General features: G+C 66.9%; 21 protein-coding genes and 3 pseudogenes. 14 read left to right on the plus strand and 10 right to left on the minus strand.

From position 1 onward, the window contains the following. Positions 1–91: 91 nt before the first annotated feature. Positions 92–778, minus strand: coding sequence for an alpha/beta fold hydrolase (locus ACIBJH_RS31095; RefSeq protein WP_399120202.1), 687 nt, complete (start codon positions 776–778; stop codon positions 92–94). A gap of 5 nt (positions 779–783) precedes the next feature. Here ACIBJH_RS31095 and ACIBJH_RS31100 point away from each other — a divergent pair, with 5 nt between their 5' ends. The 4 genes and pseudogenes from ACIBJH_RS31100 to ACIBJH_RS31115 form a co-directional block, all read left to right on the plus strand. After that, positions 784–1,290, plus strand: coding sequence for an amidohydrolase family protein (locus ACIBJH_RS31100; RefSeq protein WP_399120203.1), 507 nt, complete (start codon positions 784–786; stop codon positions 1,288–1,290). Between the two features lie 103 nt (positions 1,291–1,393). Beyond that, complete coding sequence (locus ACIBJH_RS31105) at positions 1,394–2,641, plus strand: carboxylesterase family protein (RefSeq protein WP_399120205.1); 1,248 nt, start codon at positions 1,394–1,396, stop codon at positions 2,639–2,641. Continuing rightward, the gene (locus ACIBJH_RS31110; RefSeq protein ID WP_399120206.1) at positions 2,535–2,939 is read left to right on the plus strand and encodes an MBL fold metallo-hydrolase; all 405 of its coding nucleotides are present in this window, start codon (positions 2,535–2,537) and stop codon (positions 2,937–2,939) included. The genes ACIBJH_RS31105 and ACIBJH_RS31110 overlap by 107 nt, the downstream gene beginning before the upstream one ends. A 132-nt stretch (positions 2,940–3,071) precedes the next feature. Next, positions 3,072–3,462: pseudogene (locus ACIBJH_RS31115) on the plus strand (pyridoxal-phosphate dependent enzyme); the annotation flags it as partial. Between the two features lie 53 nt (positions 3,463–3,515). Here ACIBJH_RS31115 and ACIBJH_RS31120 read toward each other — a convergent pair. Further along, positions 3,516–4,163, minus strand: a complete 648-nt coding sequence (locus ACIBJH_RS31120) for a hypothetical protein (RefSeq protein WP_399120208.1) — start codon at positions 4,161–4,163, stop codon at positions 3,516–3,518. A 344-nt stretch (positions 4,164–4,507) separates the two neighbouring features. Here ACIBJH_RS31120 and ACIBJH_RS31125 point away from each other — a divergent pair, with 344 nt between their 5' ends. Continuing rightward, positions 4,508–5,953, plus strand: coding sequence for a NucA/NucB deoxyribonuclease domain-containing protein (locus ACIBJH_RS31125; protein WP_399120209.1), 1,446 nt, complete (start codon positions 4,508–4,510; stop codon positions 5,951–5,953). Between the two features lie 11 nt (positions 5,954–5,964). Here ACIBJH_RS31125 and ACIBJH_RS31130 read toward each other — a convergent pair. Together ACIBJH_RS31130 and ACIBJH_RS31135 are read right to left on the minus strand one after the other, a co-directional pair. After that, positions 5,965–6,018 (minus strand): annotated as a pseudogene (locus tag ACIBJH_RS31130) (DUF397 domain-containing protein); the annotation flags it as partial. 438 nt (positions 6,019–6,456) lie between these two features. Next, positions 6,457–6,918 carry a hypothetical protein gene (locus ACIBJH_RS31135; protein ID WP_399120210.1) on the minus strand — a complete coding sequence of 154 codons (462 nt, stop codon included), beginning with the start codon at positions 6,916–6,918 and terminating at the stop codon, positions 6,457–6,459. A gap of 1,406 nt (positions 6,919–8,324) precedes the next feature. Here ACIBJH_RS31135 and ACIBJH_RS31140 point away from each other — a divergent pair. The 5 genes and pseudogenes from ACIBJH_RS31140 to ACIBJH_RS31160 all read left to right on the plus strand — a co-directional run. Continuing rightward, the gene (locus ACIBJH_RS31140) at positions 8,325–11,861 is read left to right on the plus strand and encodes a LamG-like jellyroll fold domain-containing protein (RefSeq protein WP_399120211.1); all 3,537 of its coding nucleotides are present in this window, start codon (positions 8,325–8,327) and stop codon (positions 11,859–11,861) included. A gap of 291 nt (positions 11,862–12,152) precedes the next feature. Continuing rightward, positions 12,153–18,596 (plus strand): RHS repeat-associated core domain-containing protein, encoded by a 6,444-nt coding sequence (locus tag ACIBJH_RS31145; RefSeq protein ID WP_399120213.1) that lies wholly within the window; start codon positions 12,153–12,155, stop codon positions 18,594–18,596. Continuing rightward, positions 18,587–18,892, plus strand: a complete 306-nt coding sequence (locus ACIBJH_RS31150; protein WP_399120214.1) for a barstar family protein — start codon at positions 18,587–18,589, stop codon at positions 18,890–18,892. The genes ACIBJH_RS31145 and ACIBJH_RS31150 overlap by 10 nt, the downstream gene beginning before the upstream one ends. 266 nt (positions 18,893–19,158) lie before the next feature. Further along, positions 19,159–19,398 carry a hypothetical protein gene (locus ACIBJH_RS31155; protein WP_399120215.1) on the plus strand — a complete coding sequence of 80 codons (240 nt, stop codon included), beginning with the start codon at positions 19,159–19,161 and terminating at the stop codon, positions 19,396–19,398. 779 nt (positions 19,399–20,177) lie between these two features. After that, positions 20,178–20,298: pseudogene (locus tag ACIBJH_RS31160) on the plus strand (IS701 family transposase); the annotation flags it as partial. Positions 20,299–20,514: 216 nt separating this feature from the next. Here the strand turns inward: ACIBJH_RS31160 and ACIBJH_RS31165 are convergent. The 5 genes from ACIBJH_RS31165 to ACIBJH_RS31185 form a co-directional block, all read right to left on the minus strand. Further along, positions 20,515–20,898 (minus strand): hypothetical protein, encoded by a 384-nt coding sequence (locus ACIBJH_RS31165; RefSeq protein ID WP_399120216.1) that lies wholly within the window; start codon positions 20,896–20,898, stop codon positions 20,515–20,517. Continuing rightward, positions 20,885–21,394, minus strand: coding sequence for an Imm50 family immunity protein (locus ACIBJH_RS31170; RefSeq protein WP_399120217.1), 510 nt, complete (start codon positions 21,392–21,394; stop codon positions 20,885–20,887). The genes ACIBJH_RS31165 and ACIBJH_RS31170 overlap by 14 nt, the downstream gene beginning before the upstream one ends. Then, positions 21,375–21,761 carry an HNH/endonuclease VII fold putative polymorphic toxin gene (locus ACIBJH_RS31175; RefSeq protein WP_399120218.1) on the minus strand — a complete coding sequence of 129 codons (387 nt, stop codon included), beginning with the start codon at positions 21,759–21,761 and terminating at the stop codon, positions 21,375–21,377. Before ACIBJH_RS31175 ends, ACIBJH_RS31170 begins: the two co-directional genes overlap by 20 nt. 181 nt (positions 21,762–21,942) lie before the next feature. Continuing rightward, positions 21,943–22,413 carry an NUDIX domain-containing protein gene (locus ACIBJH_RS31180; protein ID WP_399120219.1) on the minus strand — a complete coding sequence of 157 codons (471 nt, stop codon included), beginning with the start codon at positions 22,411–22,413 and terminating at the stop codon, positions 21,943–21,945. Between the two features lie 2 nt (positions 22,414–22,415). After that, positions 22,416–23,162: a helix-turn-helix domain-containing protein gene (locus tag ACIBJH_RS31185; protein WP_399120221.1), complete on the minus strand. Its 747-nt coding sequence runs from the start codon at positions 23,160–23,162 to the stop codon at positions 22,416–22,418. A gap of 245 nt (positions 23,163–23,407) precedes the next feature. On the opposite strand from ACIBJH_RS31185, the gene ACIBJH_RS31190 reads away from it, so the two are divergent. Both ACIBJH_RS31190 and ACIBJH_RS31195 read left to right on the plus strand, forming a co-directional pair. After that, complete coding sequence (locus ACIBJH_RS31190; protein ID WP_399120222.1) at positions 23,408–23,659, plus strand: hypothetical protein; 252 nt, start codon at positions 23,408–23,410, stop codon at positions 23,657–23,659. Beyond that, positions 23,647–23,892: a hypothetical protein gene (locus ACIBJH_RS31195; RefSeq protein WP_386606288.1), complete on the plus strand. Its 246-nt coding sequence runs from the start codon at positions 23,647–23,649 to the stop codon at positions 23,890–23,892. Before ACIBJH_RS31190 ends, ACIBJH_RS31195 begins: the two co-directional genes overlap by 13 nt. Positions 23,893–24,483: 591 nt before the next feature. Here the strand turns inward: ACIBJH_RS31195 and ACIBJH_RS31200 are convergent. Further along, complete coding sequence (locus ACIBJH_RS31200) at positions 24,484–25,350, minus strand: GntR family transcriptional regulator (RefSeq protein ID WP_399120223.1); 867 nt, start codon at positions 25,348–25,350, stop codon at positions 24,484–24,486. 178 nt (positions 25,351–25,528) lie between these two features. Between ACIBJH_RS31200 and ACIBJH_RS31205 the strand changes: the two genes are divergently transcribed. Together ACIBJH_RS31205 and ACIBJH_RS31210 are read left to right on the plus strand one after the other, a co-directional pair. After that, a complete protein-coding gene (locus ACIBJH_RS31205; RefSeq protein ID WP_155059895.1) occupies positions 25,529–25,882 on the plus strand; it encodes a hypothetical protein in 354 nt (117 codons plus the stop codon). Beyond that, positions 25,879–26,067 carry a hypothetical protein gene (locus tag ACIBJH_RS31210; protein WP_399120225.1) on the plus strand — a complete coding sequence of 63 codons (189 nt, stop codon included), beginning with the start codon at positions 25,879–25,881 and terminating at the stop codon, positions 26,065–26,067. The genes ACIBJH_RS31205 and ACIBJH_RS31210 overlap by 4 nt, the downstream gene beginning before the upstream one ends.

Genomic DNA, 26,067 nt, shown 5'->3' on the forward strand with positions numbered 1-26,067 from the left:
CCCAGCCTTCGGCCGGGGGGACCCCCAGAGCACGCACCGGACGCCGCGGGGCCCGCCCTCCGGGCGGACGACGGGACTTTGCGGACACGACCTAGCTGCCGGAGAGTGTCCGAGCCGCCTGGCGGATGACGGCCGCCACAGCGGCCGGGTTGGACACATGGACAGCATGGCTGCCCGGTGTCTCGGTGACGGTGGCGCCGGCCCGCTCGGCCATGGCGCGCTGGGCAGTCGGCGGGATCATGCGGTCGTCGGTCGCGACCAGATACCAGGACGGCTTGGTCTGCCAGGCCGCCTCGGTGACGACTCCACCCAGCGCGGCGAGGCCCCAGGGAACCTGCGAGTCGGCCATGAACGCCGCCAGATCCTCGGGCACGTCCGCGGCGAAGGAGGCAGCGAACTTGTCGCGGTCCAGGAACAGGAAGCCGTCCCGGGGCGGCAGGATCGGCGGTACCGGGTCCCCCTGTGCGGGATCGAGGACCTGCTCGACACCATGGAGGACTGGCGCTACAGCGCCGATCCGTGGCTGCGGGTGTGGGGCGTGAAGTTCGCCCTCGACGGCGGGCTCGAAGCCGGGGCCACCGAAGAGCCCTACGCCTGCGACCACGCCTTCTCCGGCATCCTGACCTGGGATCCCGACGCACTGGCCGAGTCGGTCGAGGCCGTGGTCCGCCGCGGCTGGCGGGTCGGCACCCACGCCTACGGCGACCGCGCCGTACGCATCCTGCTCGACGTCTACGAACGGGTCTCGCCCGCAACCCCGGACTGCCCGCCGGCACACTCGTCATGGAGCACGGCGGTCTCGCCGGACCCGAACAGCGCGCCCGAGCCGTCCAGTTGGGCATCCCCGTCACCATCCAGCAGCCGCTCCTGCACGACACCGCCGAGGTCGAGCGGGGGTTCTGGGGCCCGGAGCGGGTCGCCGCGCTCTTCCCCGCCCGCGGCTGGATCGACCAGGGCGCCCAGGTCACCGCCGGATCGGACTTCCCCGTCGGCCAGTTCGGCGCCATGCGCTCCGTCTGGGGCATGACCACCCGGCAGACCGTCATCGGTGTCCAGGGACCCGAGCACGCCATCACCTACGACGAGGCCGTCGCCCTGCACACCACCATGGCCGCCCGCCTGCACGGCGAGGAACACCTGCGCGGCACGCTCACCCCGGGCCGTCTCGCCGACCTCACCATCTGGGACCGGGACCCCGCCCAGTGCCCGAGCGACGCCCGCCGCGACCTGAACCCCACGCACACCCTGCTGGGCGGCCGTTTCGTGCACAGCCCGAAGTCCACCGGCTGACCCCGGCGACAGGCGGCCGGGGCGACCGCACCCCGCGAGACCACCCCCCGGTTCCTCCGACAGCCGCCGCATCGGCACGAAGAACACCGAGAAGGGAAGCATCATGAACGACTCGACAGCAGGCATTCAGGTCGCCACGACAAGCGGCCTGGTGCGAGGCGCACACCAGGACGGGCTCGCCGTCTTCAAGGGCGTGCCCTTCGCGGCTCCCCCGGTCGGCGACCTGCGCTGGCGCCCCGCTCGGCCCCACCCGGGATGGGACGGCGTCCTGGACGCCACAGTCGCCGGGGCGAGCGCACCTCAGCCCTATGCGGAGGGCGGAGACCCGGTACTCGGCGGTCATGGTTCCCCGCCCTTCGACGAGGACTGTCTGACCCTCAACGTCTGGACACCGGCCGCCGACAGCGCCGCGCGGCCGGTCCTGATCTGGATCCACGGCGGCGGGTTCGTCTCGGGATCGGCCAACGTGCCCTTCTACGCGGCCGACACCTTCGCCCGCGACGGCGACCTGGTCGTGGTGACGGTCAACTACCGCCTCGGAGCACTGGGTTTCCTCTATTTCGGGTCGGAGCACGGCGGTTCGGACACGGAACCCGGCAACTACTGGCTCACCGACCACGTCGCGGCCCTGCAATGGGTCCGGGACAACATCGCCGCCTTCGGCGGGGACCCCGACAACATCACCATCGGCGGACAGTCCGGCGGCGCCTACTCCGCGGTCGCGCTCGCCGGGCACCCGCAGGCCAACACCCTCTTCCACCGCGCCATCCTGCAAAGCACGCCCTTCGGTTTCCATCTCCCCGACCGCGCCGAATCCCAGCGGATCACTGCCACGTATCTGGACATCGTCGGCGCGAAGGACCTCGACGAACTGCGTCAGGTCCCCTGGACACGCCTGATCGAGGCGTGGCCCGAGGTGTTCGAACGCGCCGACAAGTGGGGCCACTTGCCGGTGCCGATCAAACCGGTGCTCGACGGCGTGACCATGACTCGCGACGCGGTGGAACTGGTCCTCGACGGAGCCGCGCTCGACATCGACATCCTGATCGGGTGGGACCCGGCACTGGTGGTGACCCACGCGCACCTGGATCACCTGGGAGGCGCCCACGAGTTCGACAACTGCTACGCCCACGCGGCGGAGACCGTCGACACCCCGGCACCCGGCACCCGGCACCCTACGGACCGAGCGGCTCGCGAGCACGCTCGGCCTGCGGGCGGCGTACGCGGCGGAGTTTCCCCGGCTGATGGTGGACGCCGCGCCCGTCCCGGGATTCGACCCGGACTCCTATGCGCTGCGCCCCCCGAAGTCCTGTCTGCCCGTCGAGGACGGAGACGTCATCGACCTCGGTGACCGCACGCTGACCGTCCTGCACCTGCCGGGTCACAGTCCCGGCAGCATCGCGCTGTTCGACCCGGACGAGGGCGCCTTGTTCTCAGGAGACGTGGTCTACGACCTTCGTGAGGGCGAGGAACTGCTCGACGCGATCAGCGGCGCGAACGTACCGGACTACGTCGACTCACTGACACGGCTGAGCGAACTGCCCATCTCCATGGTCTATCCGGGCCACGGCGAACCCTTCGGCCGCGGACGCCTGCTCGAACTGATCCATGGTTACGTCGACTCCCGCACCCGCCCGGGAACGATCTGACGGAGCCTCACGCACGGTCGGACAGGGCACGGCGCCGCGCCCTGGTCGGCAGCGCCCCGGGCGCCCTGGAGATGCTCATCGCGCTGTGTGCGCAGGTCACCGTTGCGGTGACACGAGACGGCAAGAAGGCCGGCACCCGAAGTCGAGGTGATCCACGTCCGGCCGCTGGGCGCACCGGCGCTGACACACTCGTGGCGCCAACGACGTGCCGTCACCCCCGACTCCGCCGACACCATTGGTGACGGGCTCGTCGGCCGGCCGACCCGTCCCGGCTGTCCTGGACGACCTCCTCCTGGTCTCTGACGACGCCGTCCTGGTCCAGGAAGCGTCGATCATCGCCGGTATGCGGATGCTCCTCGAACACGTCGGCCTCGTCGTCGAACCGTCGGCCGCGCTCGGCGTCGCAGCAATCCTCGAAGACCGTGTCCGCTTCGCCGGCCGGCACGTGGTCACCATCGAACCGCAGGCGGCTTCTCATGCCGTGGCCCGGCATGACGACAGGCGCGGTGCCGCCCGTCCGTGACATACGTGAGGTCCATGACGTCTGCGAGGTCTGTGACTGCCGTCGGACCACGCTCAGCCGCGCGGTGGTGTCCAGTGCCCCACCGTCATGGCCACGGCTTCGTTCGCGTCGAGGGACTGGAGGCGGTCGGCCACGTCGGTCAGCATCTCCGTGATGCCCGGCCAGCGGGGCGCCCGGTGGTGTCCGGTACGGGTGAAGGGGACGACGCAGCCGTGGAGTTGCCCCGGCCGCAGGTCGGTGAACAGGCCGCCGCCTCCACCGTCGACGGCCACGGGCAGCCACTCCGGCAGCCATACGGGTACTGCTTCCGTGGGGTACAACGTGCCCGCGGGATCGGCGCTGCGAGCACGGGTGTGATGTTCCCAGGCTGCCGCGAGCGGCGGGGGCACGATGTCCTGCGCCGCCTGGAGGTGGATCGTCCGGCGTTCGTCGGCCTCGGCCGCGCCGCAGGGGTCGTAGAAGTCGGGGATCAAGTGGCCTGCCGGGGGCGGTGATTCGGGGGCCGGCGCACGGTCGAGGCCGTCCGTCCGGGCCCACCAGCACAGCAGGGCCGGGGGCAGTTCGGCGCCCGCCGAACGCTCCGCGACCCGGCGCAGCACCTCGCTTTCGGCGGGCGGGCGCAGGCGGGCGCGGTAGCCGGGGGCGTGGTCGGACAGCCAGCGGTCGATCCGGTCCCAGGCGTCAGCCGGTGCATGAGTCACGGTCACCGCCTCCTTTCCCATCGCAGTTGTGATCGTCGGCCTCACAGGTAGGTCACAACATCTCCCCGCGCACATCGGGGGTTTCAGCCAGTGTGCCCCTGTGCGTCGTCGCAGGTGCCTCGCGGGTGTCCGGTGAACCGTATGGTCACAGCGGACACGCACCCTGCCTGGTTATCGCGCGTACCCTTCCCGGCCCAGCCGTGATGATGGCCGTGTTCGGTCAAAAACGGGGGCCGCTCCATGCGTCACATCTGTACGCGAGTGCACAGCCTTGCCCTGACGGGGTGGCCCCTCTTGCATCGAGGGGGAACACCCGCATGTCGTTGTCTCGCATCAGGAGGCGGTTGCGCTGGTTCGCAACCGGGCTGCTGATACCGCTGGCCATCGGTCTGTCCGGCCCTGCGGCACACGCGCAGGACGCCAGGACCGCAGCCACCGCATCCACCGCCGGCACGAAACTGATCGGCGAACCCGTCCTCCTGCCGTACAAACTCGGCAAGGTCCGTCCGGGCGAGAAGGTGGGCAGGCCCGCGCCCGCCGCGCAGCCCGACCGTACCTCCGCGCTGTCCGCGAAGACCGTCGCGAACGCGCTGCTCAACGCGGGCAAACAGGACCAGCACAGCTACGCCGACACCTCCGAGGTGCCCCTGACCAAGGACGCCACGGTGCCGAGCTCCGAGGCGGCCGCCGCGGCGGCACCGCCGACCGGCTGGGGTGACGAGCCGCCCCCCGACAGCGCGGCGTGCCTGGACCGGGACGGTTCCGAGACGGCCGCGGGAGAGACGTACAACCGCTGGCTGTGGTGCAAGAAGGGCCGGCTCGGCATCGACTACTACACCGTCAACAGTGACGGCACCCGCGAGTTCCACGGCACCGCCAGCGTCGCGTACGACGCGGTGACCGTGGGCAACGGCAAGGAGCGCGCGGTACGCACCTACTTCCAGGCGCAGTACGGCTCCGTCTCGTACGACGGGTGGAACCCCCTCGACGGCTGGATCTGGGAGGTCGACGACCTGTCGATGTACGTCCTGTCCGACTGCACCCAGGACGCGACATTCTGCTACGGCACCGGTAGCGGGATCGAGCACACCTGGGACGAGTGGGACTACCACGACGAGTGGCTGCACTGGGACATCTACTCCAACGAGACCGCCTCCACCGCCGCTGACAAAGTCCTGTACCACCAGTGGCACTTCCGCTTCGGCGGCAGCGGCGGCGACTACGTCTACACCACCGGCACGACCGAGAACCACACCATCCGCTGCGACTCCGCCAACTACTTCACGTTCTTCCAGGACTATCCGAAGGCGTGCGTGAACTACGACGTCATCCCGCATCTCCAGTACAGCGTCGGTGACAGCCGGGTCACCTCGGTCGCCCAGCACATCCGGTTCGCCCAGAACGATCCGACGCGTACCTATCCGATCGAGATCGAACCCAAGGACATCCCGGGCAAGTACACCGGCTCCCGCGACGAACGCGGGCTGCACCGGGTGCCCGCCGGGCCGATCACCAGTACCAACAGGTACTACAAGGACGCGGCCTGCAACCGCACCACCCCGTACAACGACCAGACGGGCCTGCCCGCCTACGACACGGCGACGCGGGACTGCGACGAGTACCCGTTCCAGTCCACCGACGAGGGTGCGGGCAGTCCGGTGTGGGACTTCTCGGTACGGGCCGTGCCACGGACCGAGAACCAGGCCGCGGGCGGACTGCTGATCTGGTACTACTTCAGCGACCGCATTCTGTACAACACGGACGAGTTCTGGGTCGACATCACCGACTGACCGCCGGCGAACTCCGTCCACGCGACAGCGCCGACAAGAAGGACGGGCCCGTCCGGCACCTTGCCGTCCCGGACGGGCCCTACGCCGTGGCTCCGGCGTCAGAACCCCGCACGGCCTGAGACCGGCCGCCGCGCGCTCACGGGTTGCCATCACGCCGCCGTCACGTGTCCCACGAACGCAACCAGCGGGCCCGCCGTTTCCGGCAGACCCGCTGGTGAACACGGTCGGGACGACAGGATTTGAACCTGCGACCCCTTGACCCCCAGGAGTAAGGGTCAAGGTGATTTTCTGGATATATCGGGCCTAAGCTGGGCACGTGCCGTACCTACGACGGTACGTCGTGCATCATCGGGCACACCGTGTGGTCCCCAACTGGTCCCCAGAGCCATTGCTCTGCAGGCAGCCCTTCGCAGGACAGGGAATAACCTGCACGCCAATCAGCCGCGAGCCGATGCACTCCAGTGGGGCGCCCTAACCGGATCTGCCATACCAGGAGGTCACGTTCAGTGAGTCTCGCTGAGCTGAGGGCATCGCGGCGGAGAAAGCAACCCGTTCGAGACATCGACCTGTGCAATCAGATACTTTTCCGCCTGGCACTGGTGACGCCCCGCAGCACGGTCGAGCGCCCGGTGGACGGTTTCGGTGAGCGGGACCGGATCGGGAAACGCCTCACGCTCCATCGGCCCGATGCCCTCCACAGGGCCGCCGTGTTCCAGTGCCCTGCATACAGCCCCTGCCAGCAACGCTGGATCAAAGAACTGAGTAGCAGGGCCGGCCATGACGGGCGGAGCGCCATCGGAATCTCCGTCCTTGATGCCCCTCACCACACTGGCGCACGCAACTCGACCGAGCACCCGCTTGACGCCGCCCACCGTCACTGCGGCCCGGCCCGCCAGCAGTTGTCCTCCGGCCGAAAGATGGGGAAGTGCGTCCAGCAGGCCACGACGACCCGAATCGGTGCGCAATAACAGGACGACGTCAGTGACGGCCGCCGCGTAGGCCGTACGCCATGGCGTACGGCCCGGCGAGCGGTGCGGGGACCCTCACTGTGGTCAATGCGACCACGACCGCCATCGCCCCAACCAGCAGCATGACCCGTTTCGGCAGCGGTGTTCCGAGCACGGCCCACAACCTCAGTCCGTCAGCGGCGGGCGTACCGAATAACCCGGCGATTAACGCAGCCACCGTCCACAGAAGTGCCGACCGACGGGCCCGGCGTCCCAACCACGGTGCTCGTGCCAGAGAGGCACGGGCGAATGACAGCACCTGGGGAGCCCACGGCAGAACTCAAACCAAAGTCAGGGCCACAGCCGCTGGCAGGCCACCGGCTGGCCGACTCCAGCACCAGCAGGACAAGCCGCCACACCCCTTCGGTATCCAGCCGCTCGGACAGTCCCGACGGGATGTTGACCTTGCCAGTGGTGACGGACCCGGCCAGCCGTGCGCGACCGGCCTCTTGGCCAACTCCCGCTCCAACTGGGCGAACTGGGCCTCGCTCAGCCTCGGTGGCGAGGCCGAACCTGCCGAACGCAAAGCCAACGGACCGCCCCTGCCCCAGTCGCGTCGCCATCGCTGCATCAACCGGACACTGACACGTACCTCCTTCGCGCTCACCGAACTCGGTTCGCCCAGGGCGAACCGCTCGGCTGCCATCATCCGAATCCCTTCGCGGAACTGTCGGCGCTCATCCGACAGACCGCCTTGCGCATACCTGATGCCACTGGCGTACGGCGACGATCAAGCCCCGTCAGCAGCTACGACAATCCGAGTTCAAGGTCAGTAGTTCGGCCAAGACGTCATCGGCTCGAACTACCGCCCCGCTGGCTTCACACCGCCGCCGCGCCATGGTCAGCATGGTCTAGTGATGGACCATCACGATCTCGACGCCAAACTCAGCAGCCAGACGCACACAGAACCACCGCCCCACGCGAGGCATCCAATCTCCGCCTGATGCGCGGCCAGTTGACGGACGAGGCGGCGCAGATACGCGGTGAGCCCTGGTCCCCAGACCGCTGATCAGCGATTTCCTCGTCAACGGCTACCAGTCCAACGAGCACTTCTAACCGGCGAGATGGGGTCAGGTCAACGTGATAGCCGACACCCTTGACCTCCACGATCAGTCAACACATGATCCTCACAGCTTTCTGTAAGAAAAAGTTAAGAAAACGGGTGGGGTGTGGTTTCACAACAACGGCGGCACAGCTGGCGCCAGACGGTGCGAAATGGGGCGATAGCCGTCGCGCTCCTGGCATGTGCGGTTCCGGTGGCCGGGGCGTCCCCGGCGCTCGCCGATGACAAGGCGGTCTCGGAAACGGCTGACGGGACTCCTGAGTCGCAGGCGAGTTCTCTCGCGACAAAGACCGGCGACCGGGTGATCGTGGACGCAGCGACCACTGAGTCGTCCCAGGTGTTCGCCAACCCCGACGGCACCTTCACCCAGGAGATGAACGCGGCGCCGGTCCGCGCCCGCAAGGACGACGGCACCTGGGCTCCCATCGACACGACCCTCGTGCGTGAAGCCGACGGCTCTGTGCGGGCGGAGAACACCACGGCCGGTCTCACCTTCTCTGGCGGCGGCAGCGGTGACGGGCTGGTCACGCTGAAGGACGAGGGGCACGCGCTGCGGCTCGGCTGGCCCACCGCACTGCCCGAGCCCCGGCTCGACGGCGCCACCGCCACCTACACCGGTGTCCTCCCGGACGTGGACCTGAAGTTGACCGCGCTGGACTCCGGCTACACCTCGGTGTTCGTGGTCAAGACCGCGGAGGCGGCAAAGAACCCGGCGCTCGCGACGATCAGGATGACGGTGTCGGGCAGCGGTCTGGACATCGCCCCGACGGCGGACGGCGGATTCGTCGCGCGTGACAACGATGGCACCCCGGTCTTCGAGAGCCCGGCGGGGCGGATGTGGGACTCGGCCGGTGACACCCCGGCCACCAACGTCACCACTCAGCTCTCCCGCGTGGCCACTTCGGCAGAAGCCGAAACCCCGGACCCGGAGCCGACGGACGGCACCCCGCTGCCCGCTGCCGGCGGCGAGCCGGCCCCTTCGGAGGGCCCCGGCAGCGGTGACACGGCGGCCGAACTTCCCCTCAAGGTCGCCGGCTCCACCCTGGAGATCACGCCCGATCCGGCGCTGCTCCACGGCAAGGACACCGTCTTCCCTCTCTACATCGACCCGCCGACCAAGGGCATCGTCCTGGGTGACTGGACGGCGCTGGCCTCCAACGGCACCAAGTACTGGGAGTTCGACGGAGACAAGGGTGTGGGCCGCTGCTCCAACTACGCCGGCTACCTCTGCTCCAACACCCCGTACACCCAGCGCATGTACTTCGAGTACCCGCTCTCGTCGATCCACGGCAAGAAGGTCCTGGACGCGACGATGGAGGTCTACCAACTTTGGACGTTCAGCTGTGACCCGCACTGGTACGACCTGAGCCATGTCACCAAGGGCATCTCCTCCAGCACCACGTGGTCGACCCGCCCCACAGCGGACGACCTGATGGGCGACCGGAACGTGGCTTACGGGCGGGGCAGCCTGTGCAGTCCGTCGCAGCCGGCGAACTGGGTGCGCTTCAGCGACAACGTGGCCGAGGAGTCCAACGAGAACCTGACGACCACGCTGGCCTCCGCCGCCACCAACAAGGATGCGCAGATCACCTTCTCGCTGACCGCGCACGACGAGTCGGACGCCGGCGCGTGGGCGCGGTTCCGCAACGACGCGAAGCTGTCGGTGACCTATGTGTCCTACCCGGGCAAGCCGACCTCCTACGGCGTCCAGCAGGGCACCACCGGGCGTGCCTGCAACGCCTCCTCGCTGCCCTTCGCCACCAGCGCCACCAAGCCGAAGATGCTGGCCACGGTGCAGTCTGCTGACGGCTCCAACGCCCAACTGCGGGCCCTGTTCGAGGTGTGGAAGGCCGACGGCTCCAGCCGTGCCTGGTACGCGGCCTCGCCGGACGGCGCCTGGGTGGCGGACAACGCCACCCGCGACGCATCCTCCAGCGCGCTGCCGCCGCAGACCGACTACCGGATGCGGGTCAAGACACAGGCGTATTACAAGACGGACCGGGGCGTCACGGGTGTCCTGGACTCGTCCTGGTCGTCCTGGTGCTACTTCCGGGTCGACACCGATTCCCCGCCACCTCCGGTGGTGACCAGCGCGGACGGCGTTTACCAGCCGGCCGAGACCGATCCGGCCGCAGGCGGGGTGGGTACACCGGGCAAGTTCACTTTCACTCCCGCGGACACCAACCCCACCACTGCCGGTATCCAGTCGGACGTCGTCAGCTACAAGTGGAAGCTGAACAGCGGCGCTGTCTCGTCTCCGATCACCGTCGCCAAGGGCGCGGCCACCACCCAGACGATCACGCCGAACCAGGCCGGTGAGAACACCATCCAGGTCTGGGGTTTCGACGCGGCAAGCCACAGCTCGCTCACTGGTTACTACAGCTTCCTGGTGAAGGGCGCTGAACAGCCCTCGGGGATCTGGCATTTGGACAACGGCCTCACCGACTCCACCACTGCGACCCAGCACCCGCTGACCTCTTCGGGGACCACCTGGGACACACTGGCCCGCAGCGGCTCCGGCGCGGCGAAGCTGAACGGCACGACCGCGTACCTCTCCACCTCCGGTGCGGTGCTGGACACCACCAAGTCCTTCACCGTGTCGGCCTGGGCGCGCCTGACGAAGAAGGACGTCAACTACACCGTCCTGACCCAGGCGGGCACGAACGCCTCCGGGTTCCAGCTCTACTACTCGACGGCCTACAACGCCTGGGTCTTCAACCGGCACCAGACCGACGTCGCCAGTCCGGTACTCACCCGCTCGATCGGAACCAAACCGCCGGTTCTGAACGCCTGGACCCATCTCGCCGGTGTTTACGACGCGGCGGCGCAATCGATCCAGCTCTACGTCAACGGTGTCCCTCAGGGCGAGCCGACACCGTTCCCCGTGACCCCGTGGAAGGCGTCCGGCGGACTGCAGGTCGGCCGACTGCTGGCTTCAGGGACTGGCAAGGAGAACTTCGCCGGCACCATCGACGAGGTCAAGGTCTGGTCCCGCGCTCTCGCGGACACCGAACTCGCCCACGACGCCTGGCTGGAAGACGAGGATCTGAGCGACGGTACCGCCGGCGACCCGGTCCCCGCGCTTGTAGCCAAGTGGGACGCCACGGACATGGCCAACGCGACCGGCACCACGGTCAAGGACACCAGCGGCTTCGGCCGGAACCTCACCCTCAACGGCGCAGCGCTCACCCAGTTCACCACCGGCGACCCGGACATCGGCGAGGAGGTGACGACCACGCAGGCCATGACCTTGAACGGCACCAGCGCGTACGCCACCGCCACCGGTCCGGTCGTAGACGATGCCGGTTCGTTCACCGCGACCGCCTGGGTGACGCTGGACCCCGCCAAACTCGCCGACACCAGCAAGTCGTACGCGGTGCAGGTGTTCGGCCAGTCGGGCACGAGCCAGTCCGCCTGGGGCGTCTGGTACGAGCAGCCGGCCGGCAGCACCCAGGGACGGTGGACGTTCGGCCGCCCCGACAGGGACGGCACCGGAGCGGCCTGGACCAAGAACGAGTCCAACGCTTTCACCACAGCCCAGCTAGGTGTCCCGGTCATGCTGACGGTCGTCTACGACGCCCAGTCGGCAGCCGACGCCGAAGACACCTCCAAGCTCGGCGGACTCAAGCTCTACGTCGATAGCGCCCTGATGGGCGACGAGGACGGCGTGCCGTACTCCGCCCCCTGGCAGAGCGCCGGGGCGTTCGAGATCGGCCGGGCGAAGATCAACGGCGCCGCCGCACGCTACTTCCCCGGAAGCATCGACAGTGTCCGCATCTGGGCCGGAGCCACCTCCACCGACACCATCGCCAACCGGCGCAACACCGAGCAGCACTAAGAGCAAGGCGGGACAGGGCGGGCCAGTTGCCTGCCCTGTCCCGCCTTGCCTTCTTCCGCTCTTTTCCGTTCCGCCCTCGACGCTCCGCATGTCTGCGCGGATACGCGATCGAGATCCGGCGTCTCGGGCACCGACACCGCCGCCCGAGCGCCTCCTGCCCATTTCCCTTTCCGAAAACGGGACATCACCGTGTCTTCAACACCCTTCCGCACACGCTTGCCAGGGGCAGTCATACGCCGCTGGCTGGGCCGTGGAGCACTCGTCACCTCACTCGCTCTCCTGCCGCAAGTCGTGGCTCCCTCGGGCTTCGACTTCGCCGCGCAGGCCCAGTCCCAGACCGCCCGTAAGCCGCTGGAGGACCGGCCCGAGGCGAAGACCGACAAGGTGGGCGTGCTCAAGCCCGGCACGTCCAGAGCACCGAAGGACAAAGCCGCGTCGGCGGCCCGCGAGACTCGTGAACGGCTGAAGAAGGCCGCCTGGCCGAAGCCCGGAAAGGCCACCGCCGCGGTCGCGGCGACCGGCAGGGCCGCCGTCACCGTCGGCGGGCTCGGCATGACGCTGGCCCAGCAGCCCGCTGCCTCGGCAGCCAAGTCGGCGAAGACCTGGAAGAATGCGAAGGCCACCGGGCCGGCCGAAAAGGTCGCGCTCAGCATTCACTCCGAGTCGGCAGCGAAGAAGGCGGGCGTCAACGGCGTCCTGCTCACTGTGGACCCGGCCGGAGCCACTTCCGAGAACTTCAGCGGTGACAGCGACAAGCTCCGGGTCTCCCTGAACTACTCCTCTTTCAACGACTTCTACGGCGGCAACTTCGGCGCCCGTCTGCACTTCGTGACTCTCCCGGCATGCGCGCTGACCACCCCGCAGAAGAAGGCGTGCCGCACCCAGACCCCGGTGACGGGCGCGGACAACGACACCCAGTCCCAGACCCTGAACGGCACCCTCCCCGCCAGCACGCTGAAAGCCGGCACCCCGATGCTCCTGGCAGCGGCTCCCGACAGCTCCGGCGGCGGGGGCGACTACGCCGCCACCACACTGTCCCCCACCGCGACCTGGGAGGCCGGCGGCAGCACAGGTGACTTCACCTGGAACTACCCGCTGCGGGTTCCTCCGGCGACAGCCGGCCCGGCCCCCAGCCTGTCGATCTCCTACAACTCCGCCTCGGTGGACGGCCGCACGGCCGGGGAGAACAACCAGACCTCGGTGATCGGCGAAGGCTTCTCGATGACCGAGTCCTTCATCGAGCGCAAGTACGCCCCCTGCCGTGACGACGGCCAGTCCGGCAAGGGCGACCTGTGCTGGAAGTACGCCAACGCCACCCTTGTCCTCAACGGCAAGGCCGTGGAACTGGTCAACTCCTGCGCCGACAAGGCCGCCTGCGACACCGCGGCTTTGTCCCAGGCATCCGGCGGCTCGTGGAAGCTGAAGAACGAGGACGGCACCCGCGTCGAGCACCTCACCGGAGCCACCGGCAACGGCGACGACAACACCGAATACTGGAAGGTCACGGACGCCTCCGGTAACCAGTACTTCTTCGGCAAGCACCGGATGCCCGGCTGGAGCGACAACGGCACCGCCGCCGACGACCCGGTCACCAACTCCGTATGGACCGTGCCGGTCTTCGGCGACGACTCCGGCGAGCCCTGCTACAAGTCCACCGGCTTCGCCGACTCCTTCTGCAACCAGGCGTGGCGCTGGAACCTGGACTACGTCGTGGACACCCACGGCAACGCCTCCACGTACTGGTACACCCCGGAGACGAACTACTACTCCAAGAACGCCGACACCGCGGTCAACGGCACCGGCTACACCCGGGGCGGCTACCTCAACCACATCGACTACGGCCTGCGCAGCGACCTGATCTACAGCAAGCCCGCCGCCCAGCAGGTCCGCTTCACCTACGCCGAGCGCTGCGTCGTCTCGGACGGCTGCTCCAGCCTGACCAAGGACACCAAGGCCAACTGGCCCGACGTGCCCTACGACATGATCTGCGCGGCGAGCACCAAGTGCACCACCCAGATCGGCCCTGCCTTCTTCACCCGCGAACGCCTCACCGACATCACCACCTCCGTGTGGACCGGCAGCGGCACCACCCAACGGGACGTCGACACCTGGCACCTGGAGCAGAGCTTCCCCGACACCGGCGACGCCTCCTCGGCGAGCCTGTGGCTGAAGTCCATCCAGAACACCGGGAAGGCCAACACCACCACGGCCGCCATGCCGGCGATCGTCTTCGGCGGCGTCCAGCTCTCCAACCACGTCGAGGGCAGCGGCCCTGACACCCTGCGCTACCTCAAGTGGCGCGTACGCACCGTCAAATCCGAGACCGGCTCGACCCTCACCGTCAACTACTCCGACCCGGACTGCGTCTGGGGCTCCGGCATGCCGGCGGACGTCGACAAGAACACCCGGCGCTGCTACCCGGTCAAGTGGTCCCAGTCCGGGGCGACCCCGGTCACCGACTGGTTCCACAAGTACGTGGTGACCTCCGTCTTCCAGGACGACCCCTACGGCCACGGTGACACCGGCGAGAAGTACTACGACTACCAGGGCGGCGCCGGCTGGGCCTACGCCGACGACGAGGGCCTGACCAAGCCGTCCAACCGCACCTGGTCCCAGTGGCGTGGCTACGGCAAGGTCGTGGAGACCTCCGGCGACACCGACGGGGGCCCACGCTCCAAGAAGTCCACGCTCTTCATGCGGGGCCTCAACGGCGAGAAGGAACTCGACGGCACCGCCCGGGTGGAGAAGGTCACCGACTCCACCGGCACGGCCATCGACGACACCCGCCATTACGCCGGCTTCGTGCGCGAGACCATCGTCTACAACGGCACCGACGAAGTCACCGGCACCATCAACACCCCCCTTTCGTACAAGACCGGCAGCCACGCCTACAGCTGGGGCACCACCGAGTCCCGGATCGTCCAGGCCGGCGAGACGGTCACGCGCACCAAGACCTCCACCGGCACCCGCACGGTCAAGCAGAAAACCACGTACGACTCCGTCTACGGCATGCCACTGACTGTCGAGGACAGCGGCGACACCGCCAAGTCGGGCGACGAGTCGTGCGTGCGCACCAGCTACGCCCGCAACACCTCGGCCTGGCTCGTGAACACGGTCTCGCGCACCGAGACCTACTCGGTTTCCTGCGCGACCACCCCGGTGGTCCCCGACGATGTCGTCTCCGACATCACCACGGCCTACGACGGCCAGGTGGTCGGCGCGGCACCCACCATGGGCGAGATCACCTCCTCCTACCGGGTCGCAAGCTACGACGCCGACAAGAAGCCCGTCTACCAGCAGGTTTCCGGCGCCACCTACGACAGGTTGGGCCGCCCGCTCACAGCGGTCAGCGCCCTGAACCGCACGGTCAAAACCACCTACGTCCCCGACGACACCGGCTACGGCCCGCTGACGTCCAAGACCACGACCGACCCCAAGCTGTACACCTCTACCACCGAGGTGGACCCGGCCTGGGGCACGGCCACCAAGACAACCGACGCCAACGGCAATGTCACGGAGTGGTCCTTCGACGCACTCGGCCGTCTCAAGTCGATCTGGAAGCCGGACCGCTCCCGCACACTGGGCGACGCCGCCAGCATCGGCTACGCCTACAGCATCAACAACGACAAAGAGACCTGGGTCCGCACCGACGCCCTCAAGGCCGACGGACAGACCTACAACAGCTCCTACGAGATCTTCGACGGCCTGCTGCGCTCCCGCCAGAAGCAGACCCCCGCGCCGAGCGGCGGCCGGGTGATCTCGGAAACCCTCTACGACGACCGCGGCCTGGCCTACATGGCCAACAGCCAGATCCACGACGACAACGCCCCCTCGGGCACCCTGGCCAACACCTTCACCGGCTCCGTCCCCGCCTCCACCGAGACGGTCTTCGACGCCGCCGGACGCGCCACCGAATCGATCTTCCGGGTCTACGGCCAGGAGAAGTGGCGCACCAAGACCGACAACCAGGGCGACCGCACCGCCACCACCGCCGCCGAGGGCGGCACCGGCACCCTGACCATCACCGACGCCCGCGGCCGGACCACCGAGCGCCGCGAGTACGGCGGCCCCGTCCCGACGGGCAGCGACTACACCCTCACGCTGTACGAGTACAACCCCGGCGGCCAGATCAAGAAGATGACCGGCCCGGACGGGGCGGTCTGGACGTACGACTACGACCTGCGCGGCCGCAGGACCACCTCGACCGACCCCGACAAGGGGAAGGTCGACACCACCTACAACGACGCCGACCAGCCACTGACGGCCACCTCCACCCTCAATGGCGCCTCCCGCACCCTTGTCACCGACTACGACGAACTTGGCCGCACGACCGGCACGTGGGACGGAGTGAAGGACAACGCCCACCAACTGACCAAGTTCACCTACGACTCCCTGGCCAAGGGCAAGCCGACCGCCTCCATCCGCTATGTCGGCGGCACCACCGGCAAGATCTACTCCCAGGTCGTCACCGGCTATGACGCCCAGGGCCGCTCCAAGGGCACCAAGACCGTCATCGCCGCCACCGACCCCCTGGTCACCGCCGGCGCGCCCCAGACCTTCACCACCTCCACGGTCTACAACATCGACGGCACCGTCCAGAACACCTCCATGCCCGCGGTGGCCGGCCTGCCCGCCGAGACGGTCACCAACAGCTACAACGGTCTCGGCATGCTCACCGGCACCGACGGCATGACCGACTACGTCCAGAACATCGGCTACTCCCCGTACGGCGAGATCGAGGAAACCCGCCTGGGCACCTCCACCGCCGCCAAGCAGCTCCAGGTCCTCAACCGCTACGAGGACGGCACCCGCCGCCTGTCCAACACCCACACGGTCGACCAGACCAACACCGGGAACACCAGCGACGTCGACTACGTCTACGACACCTCCGGCAACGTCAAGTCGGTCACCGACAAGGCGGGCGGCAAGGACACCCAGTGCTTCGCCTACGACGGCTACCGCCGCCTGACCGAAGCCTGGACCCCGTCCTCCAACGACTGCGCGACCGCCCGCTCGGCGAATGCCCTCGGCGGACCTGCCCCGTACTGGACCAGCTGGGCCTACAAGCCCGGCGGCCTGCGCGACACCCAGACCGAGCACAAGGCCACCGGTAACACCGCCACGGCCTACGGCTACCCCGCCGTCAACGCCTCCGGCACCGGCCAGCCCCACACCCTGACCTCGGTCACGGTGAACGGCACCGCCGCGAAGCCGTACGCATACGACGAACAGGGCAACACCACCAAGCGCTACGGCTCCACCGGCACCGCACAGAGCCTCGTATGGGACATCGAGGGCGAACTCACCCGCCTCACCGAAGGCACCAAGACCACCGACTACCTCTACGACGCCGACGGCGAACTCCTCATCCGCCGCGGCCCCGTCAATACCGTCCTCTACCTGGCCGGTCAGGAACTCCACTACGACACGGGCGCCAAGAAGTTCACCGCCCAGCGCTACTACCCGGCCGGCGACGCCACCGCCGTCCGCACCGAGGCCGGCCTGTCCTGGATGGTCGACGACCACCACGGCACCGCCTCGATGACGGTGGACGCCACCACCCAGGCCGTCACCCGCCGCTACAACAGGCCCTTCGGCGAAGCACGCGGTGCAGCCCCGTCGGCCTGGCCCGACGACAAGGGCTTCCTCGGCAAACCGGCCGACACCGACACCGGCCTCACCCACGTCGGCGCCCGCGAGTACGACCCGGCCACCGGACGCTTCCTCTCCGTCGACCCCGTCCTGGCCCCCGAAGACCACGAGTCCCTCAACGGATACGCCTACGCCAACAACACGCCCGTCACCAAGTCCGACCCGACCGGCCTGCGGCCGATCACGGACTGCGAACGCGGGTGCAGCGACGGCAAGGGCGGCAGCTACCACGACTACATGACGATGGGCCCGGGTGGCACCTGGGTCTACCACTCCAGCAGGACCTACACCCAGACCTTCCAGTACCAGAAGACGGGCGGCGGCACCGGCAGCGGCACCATGACCGTCACAGTCCGCACGGACGGGGGCCACAAGTCAGCCCAGGTGGTGTTCAAGAAGGGACCCGACCCGAAGCCCAAGAAGGATGACGGCTACTGCAACGCCTGCTGGGCGATGGGTACGAATCCGCACTACGACCCCACCGCCAACGACCTACCGGACACAGGAAAGCTCGCAACCTGGCAGAAGGTCGTACTGGGCGCCGTCACAGTCGTGGCAGCAGTTGTGGTCGCCGCCCCGGTCGCCGTCGCCCTGGGCGAAGGCTGCCTGGCCACGGCCCCGGTGTGCGCCGCGGAAATCGCGGAGATGGTGACCGGTGGGGCGTCCGGCGGAAGCGCCACAGTAGGTGGAGCGGCGTTGTCTGCTGCAGGAGCTGCCGCTCTGCGGCGGGATCTCGCGGCAGCTGAAGTTGCGAACGATACGCTGGGGAGTCTCGTAAGCACTGGAAAACTTCCCAGCAACTACGTAACCAAAGCGGAAGCAATGGCGCAGGGCTGGAAGCCTGGAAAGGCGCTTGGGAACAAAATACCTGGCGCACAGCTTGGGGGCGACATCTTCGAGAATTCGGATGGTAAACTCCCATCTGCAAATGGACGAGAATGGTATGAAGCTGACATTGGAATCGATTCCACTCGGACGCGAGCTAAGCAGCCGGGTACTCGACTTCTCTATTCAAACGACGGACTCGCCTACGTCACAGCCGATCACTATGAGTCCTTCTACCAGTTGCCCAAATGGAAGTGATGCCGATGATAATCGAAATTGACGGAACGCGAATCGGCAGCGTGGATGACTTTCATGCCGCGATGGCTGGAGCGCTGAGCCTCGGCTCGTACTATCGCCCGAACCTGGCCGCCCTGTGGGACATTCTGTCGGCGGACGCCGAAAGGCCGATTCAGATCGTCTGGCGTGAATCAAACGAAAGTCGAATCGCTATAGGGAAGCAGGACTTCGATCTGATTCGCGACCTGTTGCTGCGGGTTCAGGCACAGGACGAAGAATTCGGATGGGATGAGCGGTTCACTGTTCGTTTCGAATAGACGATCAGGCCGCGTGCCATTCACAAAGCGGGCGTGTCGGCCGAGTGCCACCTGACCGACACGCCCGAACGGGCAATAGACCAGGCGCACAAAGGGTTTAGGGCTGACAATGTCCACGTCTTCACCTTGCCGGGAGATTGAAAATGGGAGATGGTTTCATTCGCTGATACGGGGAGTCGCGAAAGGATCCAGCCTTTCCCGACCAGGTAGCTGCATTCGATCGGCGCGGCGTCGCGATCGTTCACCCGACGACGGGTACCGCAACGGTGATCGATGTGGACGGCGACGACGTCCCCGTCACCCTTGAGGCGCTTGCATGGGTGATCGGCATAAGAGCATCGTCAATCACTGTGACCTGGTGGCTCTCACCTGACGTCAACGTGGTGGGCGAGTACTCGCACGAACCGCTGGGGTGTGAAATGCAGACCTTCTGGCTGGATGGTCTGAGCCTCGAAGAGGCGGAAGTGGTCAGGTTGGCCGTCAGGGGCTGGTGCACGATCGGGTGACATCTTGACCTGCACCAGCCCCTCATGTCCGCAATCGATGATGTATCGACACCGACGCGTGCCCTGGTGTGCGATGTCAAGGGAGCCACGGACGCCGACAGTTGGGATTCAGTGATCCTCTACGAAGGCACTGAACTTCCCGGCGTCGTCGATTCACTGCTTACGGCCCCAGAAGTCACGGACCGACTTCTCCCCGCTTCGAGGCTTCTAGCCCCGGCACGTTATGTCGACATCGGCCCTCCGATCACCCTGGATCCGCCAGCAGGCCCGCGGAGCGAGCCCGCGCAGGTCAGCAGCCCGAAGCCACCGTCGCGGCAGGTCACCAGGCTCGCAGGTCTCTTCCGGGACATCTGACCCCGAGGGCGCCCGAGTGCTGCGCTCCGGCACAGTCCCTTTAGTAGTGCACCGGCACCTTCCGTCCTGGCGTCGCTCACGAAGCGTGACCGGCACACTCATCCGGCGAGCACTCAGGATCACACTCAACGACTGTCATCACAGCCATCCTTGGGAGAATCCGGGGAGTCTGCGCCGCGCCGGGGAGCGCATGGAGCGAATCAACTGCGCAACGTGGCACGACACCGAAAGAGCCTGAAAGGACTATCCACGCAGGTCAGAGTAGGTAATTGCCGCATCGCCGCAGGTCAGCGTTACCAGGTAGACAACTTCAAGAAGATCTCAAGCTGAGCGGCGATTCTGTTTGCTCCCACATTCGTAGAGCTCGTAACACGATCTTGTCGGTGGCATTGGTGAGGTACGGGGTGCCGGTCGGATGCGGCTGGGATGAGCACCAGGTCCGCCGTTACCCTTCCTGGAGCCGCTGGGGTCACTCTCGCGATGCTCGCCCACGCCTTCCTTGCCGTCGAACACACCCGTCGCCCCGGGCCCGCGTCTCCAAATCCGCAGGCACATCACGACAATTCACCAACTCCCGCAACTCAGCGGCCTGTTCCACGAAAAGGTCCATGCCAGCACCAACTAGACACGCAAGATCACGAAACGTGAACGTGATCACGGGACACTAGGGAGTCGACATCTCGCATGCGAGGTCAACGATCCCGGTCATGCTCCGTCATCCATCCCCGTACAGCCCACCGGCCGTCGCGACAGCCAGTGGAGTCAAAATGCCCGAGCCATCTTGAAGCGCCGAACACCGGCAACGTCAACCGCTCCGAATCGAAAGGATATATTCGATTCTGCAGCACAAAGATGGAAAATATACCGACCAGCAGGATCAACGTCCGCCCGCATGGATCCGATTCCATTAAATCCGCGAACAACCAAGTCATCCACCTCTTTGAAAACGACACTGAACCTCACTGCATTCAGCTCCGTGTCGTCATCGGGGGCTGGCGATTCGAAAGTCATCACGAGTTCGTTCGGATCAGGACCAACATACACCGAGATTAGATTGAAATTGGACAGCGCGACAAAGGAATTCGATCGGATGCGCTCGTCAGTTAGCTTTGCGGAAAAACGGACAAATTCATCAAAGCTTCCCATGAAATGCCTCATTCCACGGATCAGGAACCGTCTGATAGAGCTTGCTATCTACCGCTCCCAGGAAGTAATGCCGCCGACCTTCTTCGGCATCCCCAGGGATTTGGCGTCGATAGGCACTCACATGTCCCGCGCGCAGTCGTCCGAAAGCACGAAACCGTACATCGAGGTCCTGGCCCGAGACCCTGAAAGCAGCCAGCTGCTCGCCCAGGTGATATCCAGAGATTTCAACTTGCCTGGGTAGCTGGGGAAGCGACACACGCACCTCGTCTGCGGCGAGGAATTCCAGCGTCACCTGCACCGTGTCACAGCCAGCTAGGGCCCATGCAGCCGGAACTTTCTCAGGAAAGACGGGAAGATCCAGTCTCATAAGGATCGTCGGCCCCGCAGGTCTGAGGCACAACGATTGGAGTTGCACCTCAGACCGCTCGGGAAATTTCCCATAAAGATCCCGAAGTCGACTATTAGGATCCAAGAACTTAACCCAAGGATGGATCATAGTAATAATGCTCCTGTGCGCCTGGGGCTATCCCATTACGCTGCTCTTCGTAGGGACGGACATGCACATGGGGAGGCTGATCACCAACCCCGCCTGCACCATAACTATGGCCTGTATAGTGATCCTGATAGACCACGATTTCCCCACCCTCCGTGAGATAGAACTCCTCAGGGAAGAAAATGGGCTGATAATTCTCGTCAAATAGTTGTTTATTTCCTTGCGACTCTTTGGTTGTCGACGCAGTGGCCCCTGTCTCGAGTGGCTCCGTTCCGTGCGGAACACCAGCATCCGAAAGGGCCTGCGCCTTCGCCGTGGACCGTGAGATTCCCTCGCCCGGTCCACCGGCGGCCGGCACAGAGCAGGCCATGCTCGGGCCACCGCTGTTGTGAACCAAGATCGGGACGCCGCCCGCCACAACATAGTACGTGTGCTACGCGAAGCCTTCGACCTGCCTTTTCGCAGGTCAAGCGCGGTTTGCTGGTCCGGTGACGTGCGTGGGTGTTCGTGGTTGTACGGGGTTGTTGCCGTCGCTACTGCCGTCAGGCGGTTCAGCCCAGGTACGGCTTCTCGCGCTGTTCCAGGAAGTGCCGGAGCCTGAGCCGTTGGGTGTGGTGTATCGGCAACTGCTCGATCTCTTCCGGCGGTACGAACCGGAGTTCGGTGGACTCGTCGGAGATCTCCAGCTGGCCGCCAGTGATGCGGGCGGTGAAGCAGACGTTGAACTGGCGGCGGACCTCGCCGTCGGTGTAGGCGATGATGTGTTTCGGGTCGGTGTAGGTGCCGACCAGGCCGGTGATCTCTACGTCGAGGCCGGTCTCTTCCTTGACCTCGCGGACGGCCGTTCCTGGCAGGGAGTCGGTGAGGTCCATACCGCCTCCGGGCAGGGCCCATAGGTCGTTGTCGCGGCGGCGCTGGAGGAGGATGCGCCCGTGATCGTCGGTGACGACGGCGGAGGCGGCGACGACCATGCTGTTCGGCTTGGGCGCATTCGGGTCGTCGTAGTACTCGGTGCGGGCCACGGTCAGCCTTCCTCTCGTACGGGGGTTGCTGTCGTCCACACGGCGTCGAAGCTCTCGGCGTAGGTGTCGAACATGCCGCCTGCCTCGTGTCGGCGAAGATGCCATACGGGGGCGGCGTACGCGTTGACGCCCCAGACATGGGCGTTGACGAGTTGCTGGTCGTCGGCGCGGTAGAGGGAGTTGTAGAGCGTAGTTTCGTGGGTGCGGACTGCGATGCCCGGGGTGCTGGCGAGCGGTCTGTAGTGCATGAGCGCGAGGCGGCAGCGGGATTCGATGCCGTGGCCGAACCGCTCCTCTTGGCCGCGGGCTTGGACGTTGTCGCTGTCGGCGTCCCCGATCGCGATGCGGACGGTGCAGCCTTCGGCGGCACGTTCGGAGAGGAGTTCGTTCAGCCGCGGGTACGCCTCGTGGAGGAAGACGGCCGCGTAGACGAGGATGTCGATCCGTTCCCGGGCCTGGGCCATCAGGTCGGTGAACGCCGAGACGGGGAGGTCGGCCCGCTGCTCGTAGAGCGCCACCAACTCAGGGCTGATGGCGCGGGCGGGGCGGGCCTGGCGGAGCGCCGGCCAGAGTGCGTGCACATCTTCTCCCAGGGCCTTGGCCGCCTGGAGGGCGGTGGCACGACGTGGGATACGCCCGAGGTTCACCCAGCGCTCGACCGACTTGGGGTCGACCTCGACCTGCTGGGCGAGTGCGGCGTACGTCCAGCCTCCCGCCTCCATGACGGCTCGTAGTCTCTCGTTCGGCACGAGTCTCCCCCTCGTCTCAGGACGGCACTAGGGACGTTCTACACGGTGCAGGACGTCCCGAAGTGGGGTTTGGTGGAGGTTCCTTCGTCCCGGTGACCGGCGTGAGTATCGGTGCCGACCCTGCGGCACCGACGGGCCCAGGGGCACGCATCAACGCCGCCGAGGAGCGTCACCGTGCGAATGAGCGCCACCCCATATGTTCCCGCCCTGCGACTGGACGCCCGGTCGCGCGCCGCCTCGCCGGGGTGGTCACGATGACGGCCCCCACCCCTGATGCCTACGGGCACACCGTCTCGCCCGATACCGGCGCCCTGATGGTCGACCGGCGGAGCGGCAAGGTGGGCGTGGTGATGGGGCATGTGGGGCCGTACGTGCAGCTTCGACCGCCACGCGGTGGCCTGGAGTGGGACGTGCCGCCCGAGGACGTTCGCCCACCGACTCCGACGGAGGAGTTAAGCGCGAAGGTGGCCGTGGCCAACCGGAGGTGGGGACGGTGACCCCTCGCTCGGTCCTGCGCTACGAGACCTGGACTCTCCAGCCCGACCGCGAACCGGACGCGGAGCCAGTCCTGTACGCGATGCAGTGCGCCGTGGACGGAGAGACCTCACCGACAAGCAAGGACTTCGCCGAACCGCAGAACTGGGTGCTGCGGCACTGCGGCCAGAACCCGTCCCACCACACCTACCGGGAGATCATCACCCGGCCCTGGCGGGCCTGGCGGCGGATGTGACCCGTCCCGCTCGCTCAGGAGCCGCACCGCGCTGACCTACCCAACTCCCGTCCCTGCCGGGCACGGCCGATCGAGGCTCCCCCTCCTCGTCAGCCCTGGCAGGGGCGGGCCCTTACGTGCGTGCCGTGCCCATGGCCATGAGGTTCTGGCCTCAGCCGCAGAAAGTCAGCCACGACGGCGGGCGCCCCGACCGATCACCCGTCACGTGTGTCTCGCTCAACCCCGCACCGGCATCAGCCCAGTTATCTCCATCGTCACGGTGCCAGCCAGGCACAACGGCCGCGTTCCGGACGACAGCTCCGCCGGGGTGTCGACGCCGCACGGTACGAGCTCGCCGGACGGCCTCTCGGGAACCCAGCCGGTCCGCTGCTGAGCGGTCGGACAGCGGGGCTTCCGATTGACAGTCCGGCCTATGCCTCTGGGCCCTGCGCGCCGAGTGGTCGGCGGCCGTCGCCAGCGGGGCGGCAGACAGGAGCGGGCGGCGGTCACCGACCGCCGGCGCGCGGCGGCCCGCGCAAGCGGGACGCCCTTCTTGATCAAGTAAAGAAACTCTGAACAGCTCACCCTCTGGTCGATCTGTCAGACTGTCGATCAGGGGCGCTGCTGCCGGCGCTTCTTCGACTCGGCCAGTGCGGCCTCCAGCTTCTCGCTCGGCGACACGTCCGGATCGGTGTCGTCGTGGAGGGGTGGCAGGAACAGGCCGCGGCGACTCTTCTCGCGTTTGATCTTCCGGCGCTCGTTGAAGACTCGCTGGTGTTCCTCGCGGATCGTGACCCATCGCTGGTCCAGCTCGGCTTCCCGTTCCAGCAACTCGTCATCGCTGAGGTCGGCGAACTCGGCGGCAGCCGCGCGGGCCTCGCGGGCGATCTCGTCTCGCAGCAGGTAGTTCGTGATCGGCCCGTGGTGCTTGCCTGGCTCCGGGGTCTGGCGTACGAAGACGCCGCGCCCCTTGACCGCGTACACGAGTCCGGCCTGCTTGAGATACCGGTAGGCGTTCTGCGCCGTGGAGTTGGCAACCTTGAACCGCTCCTGGATCTCACGGGCCGGAGGGAGCTGGGATCCCGGGGGGTAGGTACCTTCCGTGATCTCGCGGCGGAGGATGTCCGCTACCTGGGCGTATGGAGGGCGGCCGTCGTCGTTGCGGATGACGTCTGTCGGCCAGTCCGGGCCTTCGGGCTCGGCGTCGCCGTGGTCGTCGTCAGCTGGGCCGGTGCTCTGGCCGACGGAGGCGCTGACGTAGCTGCCTCGGCCGAGCTGGGAGTAGACGAGCCCTTCTTGCTTGAGCACCCGCAGAGCGTTTTGGACGGTGGAGCTGGAGACGCCGAACCGCTCCCGCAGCACGTTGGCCGAGGGCAGGCGCTCGCCGGGGCGGTACTCGCCGTTCAGGATCGCGTCCCGCAGGGCCTCGGCGGCCTGGAGGTACGGCGGCCGGGAGTCCTCGTCCAAGGGCAGGGTCATGGCCCCACGGTATCGCCAGCAAGCCTTAGCGCTACAGGCACATCCGCGCGTTCCCCACCTGACCGCCTACCAACCTGATCGAGTTCACAAGCTAATCGACCTTGCAAGATGAGCGATCATCTCCCTATGCTCATAGCGAGTCGATCAAGCGGCTCCATCGATCAAGGAATGTGATGGCATGGCCATGTCTCGAATCCGTGTTGCTCTGCTGCCGTCGGCGGTGTGCATCGCGGGCACCGAGCCGGTACTGAAGATCAAGGACCAGCAGACCGGGGAGGTCGCCACCGACCGGGAGACCGGAGCGTCGCTGTACACGGTGACCGTGATGCTCATGGAGGACGGCCGGGCCGAGGTCCTGAAGATCACGGTTCCGGAGACGGGCCTGGCGGCCGGGCTCAAGCCTGGGGCGATGGTGCGCCCGGTAGAGCTGTTCGCGACCCCGTGGGCGCGGATCTTCAACGGTCAGCTCTCCGACGGTGTCGCCTACCGGGCCGCCCGTCTGGAGCTGGTGACGGTGGAGGCGGCTCAGTGAACCGCTTCGAAAACTCCGTGCCGGAGCGGGAGTTGTACCCGCTCCGGCCTCTGCCGGGGACCGAGGGCAAGGCCACGTTCGCCGCCTCGGCCTCGGTGCTCGATCTGCTCAGCCTGAGCCCGGAGCAGGCGGGCCGCCTGGACCTGGGCCACATGCTCCGCCTGATACGCGAAGAGGGGGCCTGA

Origin of the sequence: Streptomyces sp. NPDC050548, from assembly GCF_044457385.1 — a bacterium.
In the GTDB taxonomy this organism is placed as follows: domain Bacteria; phylum Actinomycetota; class Actinomycetes; order Streptomycetales; family Streptomycetaceae; genus Streptomyces.

What these genes read in the sequence shown, in the direction of transcription:
- ACIBJH_RS31110 (WP_399120206.1), top strand. Translation starts at nt 2,535, where the DNA reads ATGGTGGACGCCGCGCCCGTCCCGGGATTCGACCCGGACTCCTATGCG.
- ACIBJH_RS31205 (WP_155059895.1), top strand. Translation starts at nt 25,529, where the DNA reads ATGGCCATGTCTCGAATCCGTGTTGCTCTGCTGCCGTCGGCGGTGTGC.
- ACIBJH_RS31105 (WP_399120205.1), top strand. Translation starts at nt 1,394, where the DNA reads ATGAACGACTCGACAGCAGGCATTCAGGTCGCCACGACAAGCGGCCTG.
- ACIBJH_RS31170 (WP_399120217.1), bottom strand. Translation starts at nt 21,394, where the DNA reads ATGATCCATCCTTGGGTTAAGTTCTTGGATCCTAATAGTCGACTTCGG.
- ACIBJH_RS31100 (WP_399120203.1), top strand. Translation starts at nt 784, where the DNA reads ATGGAGCACGGCGGTCTCGCCGGACCCGAACAGCGCGCCCGAGCCGTC.
- ACIBJH_RS31200 (WP_399120223.1), bottom strand. Translation starts at nt 25,350, where the DNA reads ATGACCCTGCCCTTGGACGAGGACTCCCGGCCGCCGTACCTCCAGGCC.
- ACIBJH_RS31165 (WP_399120216.1), bottom strand. Translation starts at nt 20,898, where the DNA reads ATGGGAAGCTTTGATGAATTTGTCCGTTTTTCCGCAAAGCTAACTGAC.
- ACIBJH_RS31175 (WP_399120218.1), bottom strand. Translation starts at nt 21,761, where the DNA reads ATGGCCTGCTCTGTGCCGGCCGCCGGTGGACCGGGCGAGGGAATCTCA.
- ACIBJH_RS31150 (WP_399120214.1), top strand. Translation starts at nt 18,587, where the DNA reads ATGGAAGTGATGCCGATGATAATCGAAATTGACGGAACGCGAATCGGC.